This is a genomic window from Rhizobium sp. 22-785-1 (assembly GCF_053521965.1).
This window is the reverse complement of the sequence record NZ_JBNWDI010000004.1, coordinates 112,601-131,867: the sequence shown is the minus strand read 5'-3', so window position 1 is coordinate 131,867 and position 19,267 is coordinate 112,601. Positions and strand designations below refer to the sequence as shown.

12 protein-coding genes are annotated in these 19,267 nt (G+C 56.8%); 11 read left to right on the top strand and 1 reads right to left on the bottom strand.

The genetic code is table 11. The annotated features are described in order from the left end of the window. Nucleotides 1–107: 107 nt before the first annotated feature. The 6 genes from ACQZ5M_RS10410 to ACQZ5M_RS10385 are packed head-to-tail and all read left to right on the top strand — an operon-like array spanning nt 108 to nt 11,910. On the top strand, nt 108–3,380 hold the full coding sequence (locus ACQZ5M_RS10410) for a helicase-related protein (RefSeq protein WP_449079677.1): 3,273 nt from the start codon (nt 108–110) through the stop codon (nt 3,378–3,380). Further along, nucleotides 3,380–4,138 (top strand): DUF4391 domain-containing protein, encoded by a 759-nt coding sequence (locus tag ACQZ5M_RS10405; protein ID WP_449079676.1) that lies wholly within the window; start codon nt 3,380–3,382, stop codon nt 4,136–4,138. The genes ACQZ5M_RS10410 and ACQZ5M_RS10405 overlap by 1 nt, the downstream gene beginning before the upstream one ends. Nucleotides 4,139–4,148: 10 nt before the next feature. After that, entirely contained in the window at nt 4,149–6,128 is a 1,980-nt protein-coding gene (locus ACQZ5M_RS10400) for a site-specific DNA-methyltransferase (protein WP_449079675.1), read from the top strand. A gap of 1 nt (nt 6,129) precedes the next feature. Beyond that, nucleotides 6,130–7,794 carry an RNA-binding domain-containing protein gene (locus ACQZ5M_RS10395; protein ID WP_449079674.1) on the top strand — a complete coding sequence of 555 codons (1,665 nt, stop codon included), beginning with the start codon at nt 6,130–6,132 and terminating at the stop codon, nt 7,792–7,794. 57 nt (nt 7,795–7,851) lie between these two features. Next, entirely contained in the window at nt 7,852–10,953 is a 3,102-nt protein-coding gene (locus ACQZ5M_RS10390; protein ID WP_449079673.1) for a type III restriction-modification system endonuclease, read from the top strand. A 33-nt stretch (nt 10,954–10,986) separates the two neighbouring features. After that, nucleotides 10,987–11,910: a restriction endonuclease gene (locus tag ACQZ5M_RS10385; RefSeq protein WP_449079672.1), complete on the top strand. Its 924-nt coding sequence runs from the start codon at nt 10,987–10,989 to the stop codon at nt 11,908–11,910. Between the two features lie 35 nt (nt 11,911–11,945). On the opposite strand, the gene ACQZ5M_RS10380 is transcribed toward ACQZ5M_RS10385, so the two are convergent. Further along, entirely contained in the window at nt 11,946–12,881 is a 936-nt protein-coding gene (locus tag ACQZ5M_RS10380) for an HNH endonuclease (RefSeq protein ID WP_449079671.1), read from the bottom strand. 355 nt (nt 12,882–13,236) lie between these two features. Between ACQZ5M_RS10380 and ACQZ5M_RS10375 the strand changes: the two genes are divergently transcribed. The 5 genes from ACQZ5M_RS10375 (at nt 13,237) to ACQZ5M_RS10355 (ending at nt 19,262) form a co-directional block, all read left to right on the top strand. After that, complete coding sequence (locus tag ACQZ5M_RS10375; protein WP_449079670.1) at nt 13,237–14,463, top strand: hypothetical protein; 1,227 nt, start codon at nt 13,237–13,239, stop codon at nt 14,461–14,463. Nucleotides 14,464–14,801: 338 nt separating this feature from the next. Beyond that, nucleotides 14,802–15,866 carry a hypothetical protein gene (locus ACQZ5M_RS10370; protein WP_142858552.1) on the top strand — a complete coding sequence of 355 codons (1,065 nt, stop codon included), beginning with the start codon at nt 14,802–14,804 and terminating at the stop codon, nt 15,864–15,866. Nucleotides 15,867–15,983: 117 nt separating this feature from the next. Continuing rightward, on the top strand, nt 15,984–16,520 hold the full coding sequence (locus ACQZ5M_RS10365; protein WP_449079669.1) for a hypothetical protein: 537 nt from the start codon (nt 15,984–15,986) through the stop codon (nt 16,518–16,520). Beyond that, the gene (locus ACQZ5M_RS10360; RefSeq protein ID WP_449079668.1) at nt 16,513–18,489 is read left to right on the top strand and encodes an AAA family ATPase; all 1,977 of its coding nucleotides are present in this window, start codon (nt 16,513–16,515) and stop codon (nt 18,487–18,489) included. Before ACQZ5M_RS10365 ends, ACQZ5M_RS10360 begins: the two co-directional genes overlap by 8 nt. Beyond that, nucleotides 18,486–19,262, top strand: a complete 777-nt coding sequence (locus tag ACQZ5M_RS10355) for an ATP-dependent Zn protease (protein ID WP_449079667.1) — start codon at nt 18,486–18,488, stop codon at nt 19,260–19,262. Before ACQZ5M_RS10360 ends, ACQZ5M_RS10355 begins: the two co-directional genes overlap by 4 nt. Nucleotides 19,263–19,267: the final 5 nt, after the last annotated feature.

The following is a 19,267-nucleotide window of genomic DNA, read 5'->3' as shown; positions in this document are numbered from 1 at the left end:
AATCTTGCTCATTGAGCTTGTCTGGTCACTCTACTCAAGGCATATCTGTATCGATTGTTCTTGCTCGTTCCACGGGTGGTTCGTTTCTCGCAAGGCTAGCTTGGCTGATGAAAATCATAGACAACATTTCGCAGCTTTTAGGTGACGATCTGAAGGAAGCCGTTGCCCGAGGATCTCGTGTTAAAATTGCAGCCTCATGCTTCTCGATTTACGCCTACGAGGCCCTTAAATCCGAGCTTTCCAAGATCGAGAGCTTCCAGTTCATTTTCACGGCTCCGACGTTCGTGCCCACGGAAGCAACCGATAAACTGCGGAAAGAGAAACGCGAGTTCTTTATTCCAAAAGCTGGGCGCGAAAGCAGTCTTTACGGGAGCGAATTCGAGATCAAGCTCCGGAACAAGCTGACTCAACGCGCTGTAGCGCGGGAATGCGCAGCGTGGATCCGAAAGAAAGCTCGGTTCAAATCCAATGCGACCCCGGCTGCCATGCAGCCTTTCGCTCATGTCGAGACCAGTAGCGCCGCAGTCGCCTACATGCCGATTAGTGGCTTCACAGCCGTCGATCTCGGATACCAGAAAGGAAACGCTGTTTCGAACTTTGTGACCCGTATGGATGAGTCGGTCCACGCCAGCGTTTACCTCCAGCTCTTTAACCAGATCTGGAACGATGCGGACAAGCTCCGGGATGTGACCGACGCTGTATGCGACCACATCGAGTCTGTCTACCAGGAGAACGCCCCCGAGCGCGTCTACTTCTTTATGCTGTACAACATCTTCCGAGAGTTCCTAGAGGATATCGATGAAGACGTTCTACCGAATGATCTCACCGGCTATAGAGACAGCATCGTCTGGAACAAGCTGTTCAACTATCAGCGAGACGCGGCAACGGGGATCATCAACAAGCTCGAAACCTATAACGGCTGCATCTTGGCGGACTCTGTCGGACTGGGCAAAACCTTCACCGCACTGTCTGTCGTCAAATATTATGAGCTCCGAAACAAATCCGTGCTGGTGCTCTGCCCGAAAAAGCTGGCGGATAACTGGCGAAACTACAACACCAATCTTACCACGAACATCTTCGCCAAAGACCGCTTCAGCTATGATGTCCTCTGCCACACCGATCTGTCACGCACGTCGGGCGAGTCATTCGGCATACCGTTGAACCGGGTGAACTGGGGCAACTATGATCTGGTTGTGATCGACGAGTCCCATAACTTCCGGAACAATGACGTCTACAAGGACCGGGAGACGCGGTACCAGAAGCTGATGAACAAGGTCATCCGCGCCGGGGTCAAGACCAAGGTGCTGATGCTGTCCGCAACGCCGGTCAACAACCGATTCAACGATCTACGCAATCAGCTCGCCCTTGCCTATGAGGGGCAGTCAGATGCGCTTAGCAGAAGCTTGAAGTCTCAGACCAGCATCGAGGAGATTTTTCGCCGTGCACAGAAGGCGTTCAATGAATGGTCCGCCCTGCCGCCCAATGAGCGGACAGCGGCGTCAATCCTGCGCACCCTCGATTTCGATTTTTTCGAGCTGCTGGACGCTGTGACGATCGCGAGGTCGCGCAAGCACATCGAGACTTTTTACGATACCAAGGACATCGGCAAATTCCCCGAGCGACGTAAACCTCTCTCATTCCATCGGCCGATTACAGAGCGTCCCGATGTGATGGGCCTGAACGAGATCTTTGGGCAACTGTCTCTGTTGAAGCTCGCGGTCTATGCGCCGATCAGTTACATTCTGTCCAGCCGCTTGGCAAAGTACGAGGCAATCTACGACACGCAGGTTGAGGGCGGGCGAGGCAAGCTGCGGCAGGCCGATCGTGAAAAAAGCCTTCAGGCCCTGATGACCACCAACTTGCTGAAGCGCTTGGAAAGCTCGGTTGAAGCCTTCCGCCTCACGCTTCGAGCTCTGGGCGACAATATCACGCGGGCACTCGACGCCATCGCGGAATATGAGCGGACTGGGCGTAGCTGCAGTATCACCGATCATTTCGAGGATATGAGTGATTTCGATCCGGAGGATGAGGACCTCTTAGGGCTCGATGAGTTCACCGTTGGCAAGAAGGTTCAGATCAGTCTTGCCGACATGGACCTCCCTTCTTGGAAACATGACCTCTCGGCCGATCGAACCTTGATCGATGCGCTGATTGCTTCGATGGACAAGGTGACGCCTGCGGACGATGCCAAACTGCAGCACCTGATTGGGCTGCTGAAGCAGAAAGTTGCGGAGCCTTTGAATACGGGTAACAGCAAGGTCATCGTGTTCACTGCTTTCGCCGATACGGCCGATTATCTCTTCAAGAACCTGGCTCCCGTCGCGCAGGGTCTAGGGCTTCAAGTCGGGGAGGTGACAGGCTCCGGCTCGCCGAAAACGACCCTCAAGAAATCCTATGACTTCCAGAGCGTCCTGACCCTCTTCTCGCCACGCTCGAAAGAAAAGTCTGTCGTCCTGCCGGACGAGACGGCGGAGCTGGACATCCTCATCGGCACAGACTGCATATCCGAGGGCCAGAACCTGCAGGACTGCGACTTCCTGGTGAACTACGACATCCATTGGAACCCGGTCCGTATTATCCAGCGGTTTGGCCGTATCGATCGTATCGGTTCGCCCAATGACCAGATCCAGCTCGTCAACTATTGGCCGGACATCACGCTCGACGAATACATCAATCTGAAGGAACGCGTCGAGAACCGGATGGTGATCGCCGACGTGACCGCGACGGGCGACGATAACGTTCTGACCGCAAAGTCGAGCGATATCGCCTATCGCAAGGAGCAACTGAAGCGGTTGCAGGATGAGGTTATCGAGCTGGAGGACGTGAAGGCCGGCATCTCGATTACAGACCTGGGGCTGAACGACTTCAGGATGGACCTCTTGAACTACGTCAAGGATCATGGCGATCTGGAAAGCATGCCTTATGGCATGCATGCCGTTGTCTCGGCCGCCCCGGAACTGGGGCTGCGTCCCGGCATGATCTTCGCACTGAAGAACATTCACGACAGCGTCAACATCAACCAGCAAAACCGCCTGCATCCCTTCTACCTCGTATATATTGATGACGACGGTGAGATCGTTGCGGATCATACGGAGGTGAAACGGTTGCTCGATCTGATCCGCACGAGCTGCAAGGGGCGGTTGGAACCGGCCCCGGAAGTCTGCCGGCTGTTCAATGAAAAGACGGATGATGGGCGACAGATGGGGCGCTATTCCGATCTGCTCAGCCAGGCCATCAGGTCGATGATCGAGGCGAAGGAAGAGAAGGACATCGATAGCCTTTTCAGTGGCGGGCGCACGACCGCACTGACGCATACCATTCAGGGGCTGGATGATTTCGAGCTCATCGCCTTTCTGCGGGTCGAGGAGGCAGTCGCCTGATGCTCTACGACTGGCCGCGGGCAACCGCCTTCGGGCGTGTGATCCCCAAAAACAAGATCTACGAGCATGCGGGTGCCAGCACCACGCTCAAAGATCTGTTCGTGCGCGAGGTGGACCAGATCATCTGGGCGCACAAGCTGGCACAGGAAACGATCAACCTGCCAGCCTCGAAATCCGTCAGCGAGATCCAGGTATTTCGGGTCAGTCAGCGGCAGAGCAGCCTCGATCTGGACGCCCTGCGCGCGATTGATCGCGCCATCCCTTTTCCTTTGTTGTTCGAGCTGACCCATAGCGGCAGGATCAAATTCGTGGCGGCTTACAAGCGGCCGAGCGAGGCGGACAGCTCCAAATGGGTCCTTGGTGATTACTTCGAAGGCGAATGGCAGCCAGAGGAGACGCCGCGCGTGCCGCTCCCGGTGGCGCTGAACATGGGTGCGCTCTATGAACTACTGCTCAGCCCGCTGGTCGAAGAACAGGCGGCCAAGCTGCTCTCTAAGCCTGCGGCGGGGTTCGCAGAAGACCCGCAAGCGCCTTTTGGTCCGGTGTCCTCGGACGAACCGCTGTCGCTCGAAGCAAGGATCGCCCATGCTGAGGCAGTGAAGGCGAAGACGCGCGAGATCGAGCGGATCAAGACGCGCTTGGCGCGCGAGAAACAATTCAATAAACGTGTCGCCATCAATGCAGAGCTGCGCACCGCCAAGCAGGAGCTGGAGCGGCTGGTGAGTGCAGGTGCGGCAAGCGCACCGAGCACGGAATAAGAGGAAGAGCATGGACAAGCTGAAGATGCACAGCCCCGACCTGACCCAGGAGAACATCGCCCGGATCCGCGACCTGTTTCCCGGTTGCGTGACCGAGGCGCGGGACGCGGTGACCGGCAGACTGCTTTTGGCCGTGGACTTCGATCAGCTTCGTCAGGAATTGAACGATAGTATCGTGGAGGGGCCGCAGGAACGCTATCGGCTGGATTGGCCGGGCAAACGTGAATCTCTGATCACCGCAAATGCTCCGATCGCCAAGACCCTACGTCCACTCTTGCAGGAAAGCACCAATTTCTATGGGACGACCAACTTGTTTGTGGAGGGCGACAATCTTGATGCATTGAAGTTACTTCAAAGTGCATTCCTGGGTACAGTGAAGTTCATCTACATTGACCCACCTTATAATACCGGGAATGACTTCGTTTACGATGACGATTTTTCGGTCGCAAGCAATGTATTTTTTGAAAGATCCATGCAGTCCGATGAAAGTGGAAACAGGCTCGTTGCGAACCTCGATTCAAATGGGCGGTTTCACTCTGACTGGCTGTCAATGATATATCCACGTCTCAAGCTCGCGCGAAATCTTTTGCGTGACGACGGTTTCATTGCTGTGAGTATCGACGATGTCGAATGCCACTCGCTGAAGAGGATCATGGACGAGATTTTTGGGGAATCAAATTTCGTTGCCACTCTTGTTTGGGATCGGAATCGAAAAAACGACGCGAAGTACTTTTCTGTCGGTCATGAATATATGCTTGTATACGTAAAATCTCTCCAGGAGCTAAAGGATCATGACGTTAAACTTCGCGCGCCTAAGGAAGGCGTCGACGAGGTTAGGGAGGTCTTTCTGTCTCTACGAGAAAAGTATGGTGAGAACTGGGACGCGATATCCGCTGGCCTACGGGACCACTACCGTACTTTCGAGGAAGATGATGCACGAGCCCCTTTGGCACGCTTCACCAAGGTTGACCAGAAAGGTCCCTACCGTGATGACGGAAACATCAACTGGCCTGGAGGTGGCGGGCCGACCTACGAGGTGCTGCACCCTATCACCGGACGGGCCTGCAAGCTGCCCAAGAGTGGTTGGCGTTATCCTACAAAGAAGCGCTTCGACGAGGAAGTTGAGAAGGGACGAATTGTTTTCGGTCCCGACGAAACGACAGTTCCGCGGGTGCGAACCAACTTGTTCGAGAACAATGACCAGGTATTGACCTCCGTAAGGTACAGTTACGCTCAGACCGCTACATTGGAATTTGAGGGCCTTTTCGATGGAGTCAGGGTTTTTGAGAATCCGAAGAACTATAAAGACATATCGCTCCTTGTGAACTATCTGTCAGGGCCGGATGATCTTGTTGTGGATTTCTTCGCTGGATCCGGATCCACGGCGCATGGTGTTATGCACGCAAACGCAAATTTTGGCGGGAATCGTCGTTGGATAAGTGTCCAAATTGCCGAGGAGGCACCAGAGGATAGCCTAGCTAAAGAAGCTGGCTATTCCACCATTGCCGATATTTGTAGGGAGCGGATTCGACGCGGCGGTAATAAGATTCTTGAAGGCGATTGCCATCCGGATTGGAACCAAGACGTCGGTTTCCGTGTCCTGAAGGTCGATACGTCCAACATGAAGGACGTCTACTACCGTCCCGACGAGCTGAAGCAGGGCGACCTGCTGGATATGGTCGACAACGTCAAGGAGGACCGCACCTCTGAGGACCTGCTGTTCCAGGTGCTGGTCGATTGGGGCGTTGACCTGACTCTGCCAATCCGCCGCGAGACGGTGCAGGGCAAGACCGTGTTCTTTGTGGACGACAACGCCCTAGTCGCCTGCTTTGACAAGGGCGTGACCGAAGACCTGGTGAAGGAACTGGCAAAGCGCGAACCGCTGCGCGTCGTCTTCCGTGACAATGGCTTCGTGTCCGATGCGGTCAAGATCAATGTCGAGCAGATTTTCCGCCAGCTCTCCCCGACCACCGATGTGAAGAGCATCTGATATGGACCAATCTGCGCTGAAAGACTTGCTTGATCGGCTGATCGCGACTTGGGAGAATGAAGTTTTTGAATTCAAACAGGCTGGTAAAGATTACGACACAGACAAAATAGGTGAATACTTTTCAGCTCTTAGCAATGAAGCCAACTTGCAGAACGCAAGGGCAGGTTGGCTTGTTTTTGGCGTAAACAATAAGACACGCACAGTTGTAGGGACGGACTATCGCCGTGATTCCGAGCGTTTGCAAAGCCTGAAGCTTCAGATTGCGCAAGGCGCTGAACCCAGCATCAGCTTTCGAAACATCTATGAACTCCATCATCCCACAGGCCGCGTTGTCCTATTTGAGATTCCCGCAGCACCCAGAGGCATCCCGATCGCATGGAAAGGTCATTATTATGCCCGCGCCAACGAAAGCTTAGTGCCGCTTGGGCTAGACAAATTGGACAGTATTCGACAGCAGACCTTGGCTGAAGATTGGACTGCCAAGCTTGTCGAAGGTGCCAGCCTCGACGATCTTGACCCACATGCGCTGAAGGTTGCGCGCGAGCGTTTCGCCGCCAAACATGCCAACCGCTTCAGCGGAGAGGATATTGCAGGCTGGAGTGATGCAACGTTTCTCAATAGAGCAAAACTGACGCAAAGTGGTGCGATAACACGAACTGCACTTCTCTTGTTGGGTAAAGCCGAGTCCGCCTGGAGGTTAAGTCCGCATCCTGTTGAGATTACCTGGAAGCTCGAAGGAGAAGAGCGTGCCTACGAGCACTTTGGGCCGCCCTTCCTGCTGACATCGTCACAGATCTTTGCTCGTATCAGGAACATTCAGCTCCGGCTTCTGCCTGAGAATGAGCTGTTGGCGCATGAGGTTGCAAAATACGATCAGAAAGTGGTTCTGGAGGCGCTGCACAACTGCATCGCCCATCAGGATTATACTCGGGCGGCGCGGATCATTGTGATTGAGCAGCCAGATCGGTTGGTTCTGGTCAATGAGGGTGGTTTCTTTGAGGGTGAGCCCAACGACTACGTGTTGCACGAGCACACGCCTCTGCGTTATCGAAACCCATTCCTCAGTCAGGCGATGACCGAACTAAATATGATCGACCATATGGGCTATGGAATTCAGGACATTTACAAACGACAACGTCAGCGCTTTTTTCCACTGCCAGACTACGACCTGACCAAGCCTGATGTTGTCCGCCTGACTATTCACGGTCGCGTTGTCGATGAGGCTTATAGCAAGTTGCTTATGCAGCAGACGGGACTGCCGCTTGTTGATGTTCTGGCGCTGGACCGAATTCAAAAGCATCTGCCTGTTACAGATGAAGCTGTACGCCACCTGAGGCAGGCGCGCCTGATCGAAGGCCGGAAACCCAATTTCTTCATATCGGCCGGCATCGCTGATGCGACCTCTCAGAAGGCGCGGTACATAAGAACGCGAGCCTTCGATGACCAGCACTACGAAGGGCTGGTCATCGAATTTCTAAGAAAGTTTAAGCGCGCCTCAAGAAAGGACATCGACGATCTTCTCTGGGACAAACTCAGCGAAGCTCTCGATGAAGTTCAGAAAAAGCGAAAAATTGGCAATCTTTTGAGTAGCTTAAGAATAAAGGGGCGTATTCATAATGCAGGCTCCAAAGCGATCCCTGAATGGCGTTTGCCGGACGAACAGTGAACATTCTAAGAAAGCTCTAAGAGAGCTAAGTAAGAAAGTTAAGAAAGCCGACGTCCTATGAAGCTCAAATTCAAGGTCCAGCCATACCAGACCAACGCCGTCGAGGCTGTCGTCGATTGCTTCGAGGGGCAAATCAAATCCGACGCTTTGAGCTACCGGATCGATCCAGGTCGCAAGGCGCAAACGAGCGCATTCGAGGAAGGGTTCAAGAACGCCGACTTTTCAATCAGCGAGGCGCAAATCCTTGAAAACATCCGCAAGGTTCAGCGGCGCCAGAACCTGCCGCTATCTCAGTCGCTGACCGACTTTACCACGTTCAACCCACGCGGCGAGCGCGTCGCCGTTGCCGCCGCTTACAAAAGGGATGCCGTCGCGGCAACGCGCGTGCATCTCGACGTCGAGATGGAAACCGGCACGGGCAAGACCTACTGCTATATCAAGACCATCTTCGAGATGAACAAGCGCTACGGCTGGTCGAAGTTCATCATTATGGTGCCTTCGATTGCCATTCGCGAGGGCGTGGCGAAGTCGCTGCAGATTACGGCAGATCACTTCACAGAAAGCTATGGCAAGAAGGCGAGGTTCTTCACCTACAACTCGAAGCGCCTGCATGAGTTGGAAAGCTTCTCGTCCGATGCCGGAATCAATGTGATGATCATCAACATCCAGGCGTTCAATGCGCGTGGAGCAGACAATCGCCGTATCTATGACGAGCTGGACGACTTCCAGTCACGAAAGCCGATCGATGTCATCGCGTCGAACCGCCCGATCCTAATCCTCGACGAGCCCCAGAAGATGGAGGGGGCCGCAACTACTGAAGCCCTGCCGAAGTTCAAGCCGCTGATGATCCTGCGGTATTCCGCCACCCATAAGACGCAGCACAACCGCATCCATCGCCTCGACGCTCTCGACGCCTATAACCAGAAGCTGGTGAAGAAGATCGCTGTCCGCGGCATCCAGGCACGCGGTCTGGCGGGTACAAATGCCTACCTTTATCTCGAAGGGATCGAGATCTCGAAGAAGGCTCCGGTGGCCCGGATCGAGCTGGAGCTGAAGCTGGCCTCGGGTGAAATCAAGCGTCAGCTTCGCCGCTTGGAGTTTAAGGACGATCTCTTTACCTTGTCCGGCGAACTCGATCAGTATCGGGGTTTCACGGTCAGCCAGATCGACGCGGTCAGTGAAACGGTCGAATTCACGAACGGGGTAGTCCTCAAGGCGGGAGAGCCCAATGGCGACGTCTCCGAGCGAGACATTCGCCGGATCCAGATTCGTGAGACGATTAAGGCGCATATGGAAAAGGAGAAGCAGCTCCATTCTCGCGGGATCAAGGTGCTTTCCCTATTCTTCATCGACGAGGTCGCGAAGTACCGGGACTACAGCCAGCCTGACGAGCGCGGTGAATATGCTCGCGTTTTTGAGGAGGAATATGCCCTTCTCAAGGAGGAATATCTGTCCGAGCTTGCGATCGACAACGAGGCCTACCGAAAATATCTGGCCGGTATCGATCCTGCGAAGACTCACAACGGCTATTTCTCGATCGACAAGAAGACAAACCGCCTCAAGGACCCCGATGTCGCCAAGACGGGGGACAATAAGGGGCAATCTGAGGATCCAGACGCCTATGACCTCATTCTGAAGGACAAGGAGAGGCTGCTTGCGTTTGTAGAGCCGACCCGGTTCATCTTCTCCCACTCCGCGTTGCGTGAGGGCTGGGACAATCCGAACGTCTTCGTGATGTGCATGTTGAAGCACAGCGAGAACCAAATCTCGCGGCGCCAGGAGGTCGGTCGTGGTCTGCGTTTGAGCGTGGACCAGAACGGCGATCGCATGGACAATCCGGTCACTGTGCACGACATCAACGTGCTGACGGTGGTCGCCAGCGAAAGCTACAGGAATTTTGTGGATGCGCTTCAGAAGGAAATGGTCGAAGCGCTGACTGCCCGACCGCGTCAGGCGAACGAGGAGTATTTCAAGGGTAAGCTCATTCAGGCGGATGGCGCGCCGATCGAGGTATCGTCCGACATGGCAGCGGGCATCGAGTTCTATCTCGTGCAAAACGGCTATGTTGACCGGCAGAAGAACATCACTGAAAAGTATCAAAGCGCCCGTGAGAACGGGACGCTGGCTGAGCTACCGGAAGATTTGAAGTCCTACACCGACCAGATTGTGGAACTGATTGACGGCGTCTTCAATGAACGGCAGTTGCCAAAGATGCAGGACGACCGCCGCTCGAAGCGCAACCCGCTGAATGACAACTTCCACCGGAAGGAATTTCAGGAGCTCTGGAGGCGTATCAACCAGAAGGCAGTCTACAAGGTCGAGTTCGAGCCGGCGGAACTGATCCGCAAGAGCATCAGCGCGCTGGACAGCCATCTTAGAGTCGCACCGCTGCAATATACGGTCACCTCAGGCATGCAACGAGACGGGTTGACCTATGACGCGGTCGGGGATGGCAAGAGCTTCCGCGAAAATGAGCAGGAGACGTACCAGGCCGAAACGGTTGTCTCGCTCGTCAAGTACGATTTGCTGGCAAAGCTAGCAGAAGGGACCCAACTCACCCGCCAGACCATCGCGGAGATCCTGTCTGGGATCCAGTCGAGTGTGTTCGGCCAATTCAAGCAGAACCCGGAACACTTTATCAGCGAAGCTTCCCGCCTGATCATCGAGCAAAAGGCTACCATGGTCATCGAGCGGCTGACATACGATGCAGTCGCGGAACGCTACGACGCCGACATTTTCACAGCCAGCCAGACCGTCCAGGATTTCTCGCGAGCCAGCGAAAAACTGAAGAAGCATGTCTACGATTATGCGCTTCTGGATTCAGACACGGAGCGCAAGTTCGTCGAGCAGTTGGACAACAGCAACGAGATTATCGTCTACGCCAAGCTGCCGAAGGGCTTCGCGATCCCGACACCCGTCGGAGACTACAATCCGGACTGGGCCATCTCGTTCAAGGAGGGGGCGGTGCGCCACATTTACTTTGTCGCGGAGACGAAGGGCACCTTGTCATCTCTGAAGCTTCGCGAGTTCGAAAGTACCAAGATCGAATGTGCCCGAAGGTTCTTTGAGAAGATCGGAAGCTCAGTGAGTGCAGACCAGGTGAAGTATGATGTGGTAACGGACTTCTCGCGTCTCATGGACGTGGTGAGGAGCGCATGAAGTCTGACTCGACTGCGCTGTGGAGCTATACCAATGATCCCTGACTATCAGACTTTAATGCTGCCGGTTCTGCACCTTGCCGCCGAAGCAGAAACCCGCGTGGCCGATGTTGCCGAACGCATTGCCGATGACCTTGGCTTGACCCAGGAAGAGCGCGACGAGATGCTGCCAAGTGGCCGCCAGCGCGTGCTGCACAATCGCATCCACTGGGCCAAATTCTATATGAGCAAGGCAGAACTCATCGCCTCGCCTACACGTGGTCGTTTTGTTGCAACTGACAAGGGCAAGGCGCTGCTGGCGAAATCCCCGGAACGCATCGACGTGGCTCTCCTGATGCAGGAGCCTGAGTTTCGCGAATTCTACAAAAACGAAAGTACGGCTGCGCAAGAGGTTAGTATTCCTGCCAAGACCACCCAAGACACCTCTGCCAGGACGACGCCGGAAGAGCAGATTGATGCCGCTTATGTGTCTCTGCAGGCGGCCCTGCGCGATGAATTGCTTCAGCGCATCCTCTCCAACAGTCCTACCTTTTTCGAGCAGCTTATCGTCGATCTCCTGGTTGCCATGGGCTATGGTGGTAGCCACAAGGACGCCGCTACCCAGCTCGGTCGCTCCGGCGACGGCGGTGTCGATGGCATCATCAACGAGGATCGCCTTGGCCTCGACCGCATCTATATCCAGGCCAAGCGCTATGCGCCCGGCAATCCCGTCGGTCGTCCGGATGTCAACGGCTTCGTTGGCAGCCTCGTCGGCCTCGGCGCCACTAAGGGCGTTTTCGTCACCACTTCCACCTTCAGCCAGCCTGCGCGAGACTACGTCAGGCATCTGTCGCAGCGCGTCATCCTCATTGATGGGCAGGAACTGGCCGACCTGATGATCGAACACGGCGTCGGCGTCCGCAGCTATCGCACGGTCGAGTTCAAGCGGCTGGACGAGGATTTCTTCGGCGAGGAGTGAGGACCGGGTTTCCAGCGGAAATTATTTCCGCCTCGTCACCCCTTGAACACTTGTCTGCGGTGATATTGCAGAAACTGCGAATGGGGCCGTTCATCGGGGCGTGACGGCACCAGCAGGCGTCGCTCCGGATTGACGAGGCGCGTGATGGCATCAGGAACGCCGCTACTCGCGATCAGCAGGCTGTAATCGTCATCGACCGAGATCAGGCCACGGTCGAACATCCAGTGGACGGTGCCGGAGAGAGCGAGGCCGTTTCGTACGCTGTCTGGCCCCCTGTCGGCCACTGGGCGGATCTGTGCGGCCTGAACCTCAGAACGGCCACCGCCATTGATCAGTTTCAGGCCTGTGACGGCGCAGGTGTCGTGATAGGCCGCCTTGATCGCCGCGGAAAACGCCCTGTCCCGGAAAGGACGTTGCACGATCTGAGCGTCGATCCGGCGGTCTATACTGTCGATCTCATATGGCATCTGCGGATTGTCACCAAAGCCTAGGCGCGCTTCTTCCGCTGGATCGGGCACCGGACGTTCCCGATCCCGTCGCCCGAGCACATGCGCGAAGCCAGCAGCGAGGATCAGATCGTATTCCTCATCTGGGATATTGCGCACGGCGCGCCCAAAGGCCCCCTTGTTCGTTGAGCCGTCTTCCTTGCGCAGGCCGCTCTCATAATAGTGGTCGTTCTCCTTGAACGGCACTGGATGATCGAAGTGCAGAAAGTCATCAATTAGCGCATAGAAATGGTTGGCCTTTGACGGATCCTCGATAATGTCGTTGATCCGGGCTGTCGCGAAATAAGCCTGCTTGCCACCCGTCTTCATCAGGTCGCTGCTTGGCCGCCGGGGCTCATAGTAGACGATCCAGTCTCCCCGTGCGGCCTCGACCTGGCGCAGATATGTGCGTGGGAAATGATACCTCTGTTCCGGGAGATCGTCGTAGGTCGGATCTATTTTCGTCGTGAGTATGGCCTTCGTCATGGGTTGGACTTACTCTCACTTTGCTAACTTGTCGGCCCGGCCTTGGTACCAGGTGGCAGGTCGATTTGAAAAGACCCGAATGCGCCAGCCGTTTCAGTCCTGCTGCAGGGGCGCAGTGCGCGTATTAAGTGTAATTAATACTTGCGTTTGGACAAGTGAAAAATTTTTATTTTGACGCTCATAATAAGTAAATTTGTGTATTTATAGGTGTTCTTGAGCGTATAAATCGAATTTTTACTCGGAAACAATTTATTGCAAAACTTTGGATTGCTTTCATGTTTGCCGTTGATCGGAGATAATATAGGGGTAGAGGCGGTTCTGCTTCTACGAATATCCCTCTTACATGGAGATGATCATGAACAAGACTTCTAAAGCTTCCGCTCTCTCGTCCGCCGCCTACACCTTCTACGAAACCAACGCTGTCACAGAAGACATCAAGAGCCAGCTCGAAGAGACGGCCATGTTCCTCATCGGCGTTTCGCGCCGTTCGACGGAGGAAACCTTCAAGCTCGGTGAGCATCTTGAACGCGCTGCCGGGCTGCTGCCGGAAGGAACACTAGAAAAGTGGGCCGTCGAGCGCTGCGGCTATACAGCGCGCCACGTCCGGACACAGCGCGCGGTGTTTCGTAATCTTGATCGCTACAGGGAGATCCTGGTGGAACTGGCCGTGGGTCCGACGGTTCTTGGAAAGTTGAGTGCAGCGGAGCCCGAACAGATCGAGCAGGCTATCGGCTTTGCTGCGCAAAACGGCAAACTCAGGGTGCAGGACGTCACCGCGATTACGGCCGGATCGAAAAACGAGGCAGCGGCAGGACCGCAGATTGATCCGTACGATGTCGGCGGCCTTGAGGGGCTCAAAGCGATCATCGCGATTAAGGTCCGGGATGGCATCAAATCCTTCATTGGGCACTTGGAGGAGATCCGCGCACATGTCAATGAAGCGTTGCCGAAGAAGAACATCGTCAAGAAAACGCTCTCCGGAAAGACGCATCTGGTGGCGCGCCTTGCCAACGAAGAGCTGAAAAGTCTGGCGCAGTTCGTCAGGCCCTATCCAACTGCAGCACACGTGATCTCGCCCACCTCCATTCCGGCCAAGACTGGCTGGGGCGCGGTCAGCACGATGCTTTATAAGATGGGCAGCGAAACGACGTGGCCGGACAAAGGCGAGCTTCGGACCTGGTTGGAAACGGAAGTCGTGCCGATCCTGGAATGGGCCAGCTCCAAATCAAGCGCCCCGACCTGGCCAGGCACGGAAACAAGTGAAGCACCGAGCGCGAACGTTCCTTACGAGGTCGGCTCCGACGGACCGATTCCTGCTGAGGTCCGCGGCAGTGCCGATCTGGTAGTCACCGGCATCCCCTCGATGGAAAAAAGGATGGAGTCTATCGCTGCAGCTTTTGGAGCCATTGCCACGATCGAGGCGCCCAAGTCTAAGCGCACTTCGGACGTTGACGTTCCTTCCGTCGCTGAAGCACTTGCCCAGCCTGAAAAGCGCCTGACCCGCAATGACATTGTTAAGCAGATCAAGTCAGAGTGGAGCGCCGCGAAAAATTCGGCAACATCACCAAACGCCGCAGTGTGATGCGCTTAGCCCAAGACTGGGCGGCCGGAATCCCGGGCCTTCCCTCCGAACTCGAAGGGGCCGCATGTCGGCCCTTTTCCTTTTGCCTGATGATGGCGAGCGGAAACACTGAGGTCGAGCGTTGCGATCAGGGGGCGCGTTCATCGGCCTGGACTTCGTGAGCCCGCCGTTAACCTTGTACCGGCTTTGTTCTTTTTTGTGCTTCCGGGTCCTTGAGCCCGGCTCCCGGTCCTGCCAGGTTAGGGCCGTTCGAAAGACCGGACACGAAACGGCCCAAGGCAGCGCGCCAACGCTACCAAGGGCCTGACCCACAGCCTTCTCGAAAAAGGAATCGGGCTATGACAACGCATACTCTCTCTACCCCCACCGGGGAAGTTCTTCGTTCGACTGTCGCTGCGGCATCGATGTTCTCCTATGGCTCATTCGGTATCGCTCCCTACAGCATCGACGAACCGCCCGCGCTCCGCCGCCATCCGCACATCGTTCGCTTCCGTGACGTCGAGGCCGATCTGGATTTGCTGATCGATCGCGCGATTGCGGCGATTGCCGACGGCGAACCGGTCGAAGACGATATCCTCGGGCACTACATTCATATCGCTTCGCTCGTTCGCGCCGTGTCCTTCCGGGAAGGCAAGCTTCTTGAGCAGGCGGTCGAGCGTCTGGCGAAAGCAAATCCAAACATCACCGTGCTGACGCAGTCGCTGAAGCTGCCGCTGGTGAAGGCGGCGCTCGAAGCCGTGTCCGGAAACGACTGGCAGAGTCTCGATGGTGTGAAGCTCGATTGCGAGGCACCGGCCAAGGGCAGCTATACGCCAGACCTGATCCTCGTGAATCGCGCCCGGCATACCGCCTACATCCTCGACCTGAAGCGGTCGCTCGCGTCGTATGGCGACACCAGCCGTCTGGAAGAATTGAAGCTGAAGATGATGGCGTCGGCGATGGTGTTGCCGGACTGGCTCTACAAAAACCACAAGCGCTTGATGGTCGATACCGTTGAAGTTGCCATCGTCGATGGCGCCAGCCGCCCGAGCGATCATGCCACCGGCATCTGGGCATTGTCGGAGATCGATGACCTGCTGGAAATTGATGGTGTCGCCGCCTGCATGGCCGAACTGCGCCTGCGCTTCGGTCGCCGCGTGCAGCAGCTTCTGGAAGTTGAAGCTCGTAAGGCTCTCGGTGTCGTGGCGGGGGCCGTGTCGGGTGCGACCGCTACCTCGACGGTATTGGGAAAGCCGCTGATCGCGCTGAACGGTTCGTCTCGCACCTACGAAGAAGAGCGGGCCATGGCTGCGGATGAAGATCACGACGGTCGTTACGATCTCGGCTACTTCGACGATCAGGACGACGAACCGGAGCCCGTCCGCATCCGGGTCGGCTTCGCCCGCCGTCCGCGCAGGCACTGAAAAACCGCTAGCCTAGCGACGCTGATCGCGGCCGCGCCTGAAGCGCGTCTCCGGTTTATCCAGTCCTTTCCATTCCACCAACGCCGGATGCCGATGTGCTCCGGTGAGGAGACAGTCATGTCCATCGACACCCATAGTCCGTCTTTGGCCGGCTTCCGTTGCGAAGCGGTCACGACCGATACCATCGGGTTCGCCTGCCTTCACGGCAGGCTCGTGAATATCACTCCCGTCCAATCCGATGACCTTGATCACGGTTCAAGCAATCGCGACGACCCTGCTGTTTTGATTGGGCTCACGCTTGCCTCCGTCAGACATGGTCGTTCGTTGAACGGCCTTGTTCCGGAACCGCTGATGCTCCGTCTGCGTGCGACTGCCGACAGCGGCAATGCCGCCTGCCGCCTGTTGCTCGACTGGCTGCAGAACCGCAATCGCGATATCGATCAGTCTTGGAACGAGCCGACTGGTTGGGCTTCGGTCACTCCTCGGGGCGGCTCTTGTCCGCCACGCCGTTCGCCGCGCGAGCGTGTGTTGACGCGGGTCCCGCAGCTCGCTGCCATTAATGGGCGGCGTGGTCGGACGCGTCCGCGGGATCCGGTACAGGACGCCCGGACGGCAATTATTGCCGCGCAGATGGGAGGGCGCACAGATGGATAAGCTCGCTCGTCTGTTTATCCGTCGCCTTCGTCATCTTGCCCGGCGCGAGGCACGCCGGACCGCACTGCGCAACGGTCTGCTGGAAAGCAAGATCGTTGATGTCGGCGGCCATCTTCTCCTCCGCTATTCCCCGGCCTTCGACACGACACGACTGACCGGCGATCCGATCCGTGACGATACCTGGTTCCGCAAGAACTTTGGCGACTGGCTTGTCCCGAAGGAGAGCGACAATCCCGCGCCCGGCTCTGTGGGCGATGGTGCCATGACCGACGAGGTCAAGCATCCGTCGTTCGCCGCGCAACTGGTGAACATCCGTCGCATGCGTCATGGCGTAATCGGAGAGAGCGCTGTGCTGGGCAACGGTATCGATCGGCGTGCCTACGCGATCGGTCTTGTGGATGGAGCCGCCGCTCAGCCAATGGTCAGTCAAATCGTTGCGACCCTGGTTCTGGCGCGTGCGGTGCGTGGCAGCGGACGGTCGCTTCGGGAGATCGTTTATACGCTGACCCGTGTGACACCGGTCGTTACCCTCCATGCGCCGCTTGCAGGCTTCGAGCGTGAGGTGCTGCGGCTCCTGGAGAAAACCCGGCTTGTACCAGGCGGCCCGTTCGCAGCCACGGAATCCGATCACATGTACAACGATGACCACTTCGATGCCCTCGAAGCTGAGACGCGCAGGCGTCTGATGACCTTCTCGGGTGCGGGCGTGCATCGTGTCACGGGCAATGCGCTGCGGCGGCGGATGATCAGCGCGCTGTCGCGCGACTTGTCGATTCTTGCCATCGCAGAAAAACGGTCGGACATTCCGTCGCTCTTGCAGATCTCCGCCGACCTCTCTCTGGAGACGGGAAAGCTCGACCGGCGGTTCGTCACCAATCTGGTCGAAGTACTTTACCCGGACGAGGTGATCGAGACGCTGGGCCTGCCATCGGATTCCGATGCGCGCTGGCTGTCGCTGGAGGATCTGGTTCTTGCGTTTCGCCCCGGGCGACATGTTCGCGACGTGCTTCATGTTCTTGCCACGCTCATTGAGCGCAATCGCAGTGACTTCGAGGAGGAGGAGGACGGCGGTGGCGGAAGCAATGACAGGGCATCCGCATCGGCATCGTCGAGCACATCCGCCGAAAAGCCCCAAGGCTCACACGAAAAGTCCAAATCGACCGACACGGATAGTAACGGTCGCTGGAAGAGAGACAAGCCGTCGGGAGCCGAGGTGATCCAGCCGGAACCTTTGCCGACGGCAGGCGAGATCGGCCACAAGCCGCCAATGATCGTTGAGACCCTCTCCGGATATGGCAAGGCGAAAGACTGGGCGCTCGATCTCAAGGCAGATCTGGACGATTATCGAGCAAGCATCCTGTCTTGGTCGGAAATGAGCACCAAGCTTTTGCTGTCCGGTCCACCCGGGACCGGCAAGACCACCTTTGCCCGGGCACTGTGCAACAGCCTGCAAATCCCACTGGTCGTCACATCCGTCTCCACATGGCTGCAGGGTGGTCATTTGAATGACGTGATCGACAAGATGGCGAAAACGTTTGTCGAAGCGCGTGCCATGGCACCGGCGATTTTGTTTATCGACGAGATCGACGGCATCGGCAAAAGGCAGCCCGCCGAGCGTGAACATGCCGACTACTGGAATACCATCGTCAACAAGGCGCTGGAATTGCTCGATGGCGCGATCAAAAACGAGGGGCTGATCGTCGTCGGCGCGACCAACCGGCCCGATCATATCGACGAGGCCCTCAGGCGTTCGGGGCGGCTGGAGACCCATATCGAAATCCCCAGGCCCGACATCCCGACGCTGGCCGAAATCCTTGCCCATCATCTCGGTGAGGATGTGATGTCGCTGATCCAGGAGCCGGTACCGAAAACCCGGTCGGGAGCCGAGGACGGATTCTCGCTGAAGATGATCGTTGCCGACTATCTGGAGGAAGACGCAGAAAGTGAACGGAAGGGAGCCAGCCGATGACTGAGCCACAGAAGACCAACGCGTCGGAATTGTCGGCAGCCGCGCAACACGCCAATTCTGCCGATGCTATCCTCAGGCGTCTCGCCACGCGGGCGATGGGGCTGACGGGCGCGGATATCGAGCGCATCGTCCGGGAAGCGCGATTGAAGGCGCGTCGCGGTAAGCGGGCGATCCGCTATGAGGACATCGAAGAGGGCATCCGCGGCCACCGTCCTCCAGTGCCTCATAATCTGCGCTGGCGCTACGCCTTCCACGAGGCGGGGCATGCGGTCGTCCATCATACGCTCGATCTAGGACCTGTTCGCGGTCTCAACATCGATACCGGCGAGGGAGGCTACAATCTCGTCGGCTTCCACATCTGGGCCACCGACACGCGTGACTGGTATGAAAACATGCTCACCATGCTGATGGCCGGGCGGGCTGCCGAGCAACTGCTGCTTAAACGGGTCTCGAGCGGTTCCGGTGGCAGTGACGACAGCGATCTGGCGCGAGCCACGCGGCTTGCCTTTGATATGGAACGCACTCTTGGCTTCGGGACCGACCATCCGCTGCTCTATCGTCCGCATCGCGATCCGGGTGCGGTGTTTGACCGTGATCCCGAACTGGCCGCTCGTGTTCATGCCAACCTGGTAGCGGCACTCGACCGGGCAGAGAAGATCCTCAGAACGCGCAGACCCACCTTCCATGCCCTCGCAAAGGCGCTGTTCGACGCGCAGGCGATGGATGAAGGGGCCGTATTGCACATTCTGACGGACGGTGATCTGCGGCCCTAAAGCTG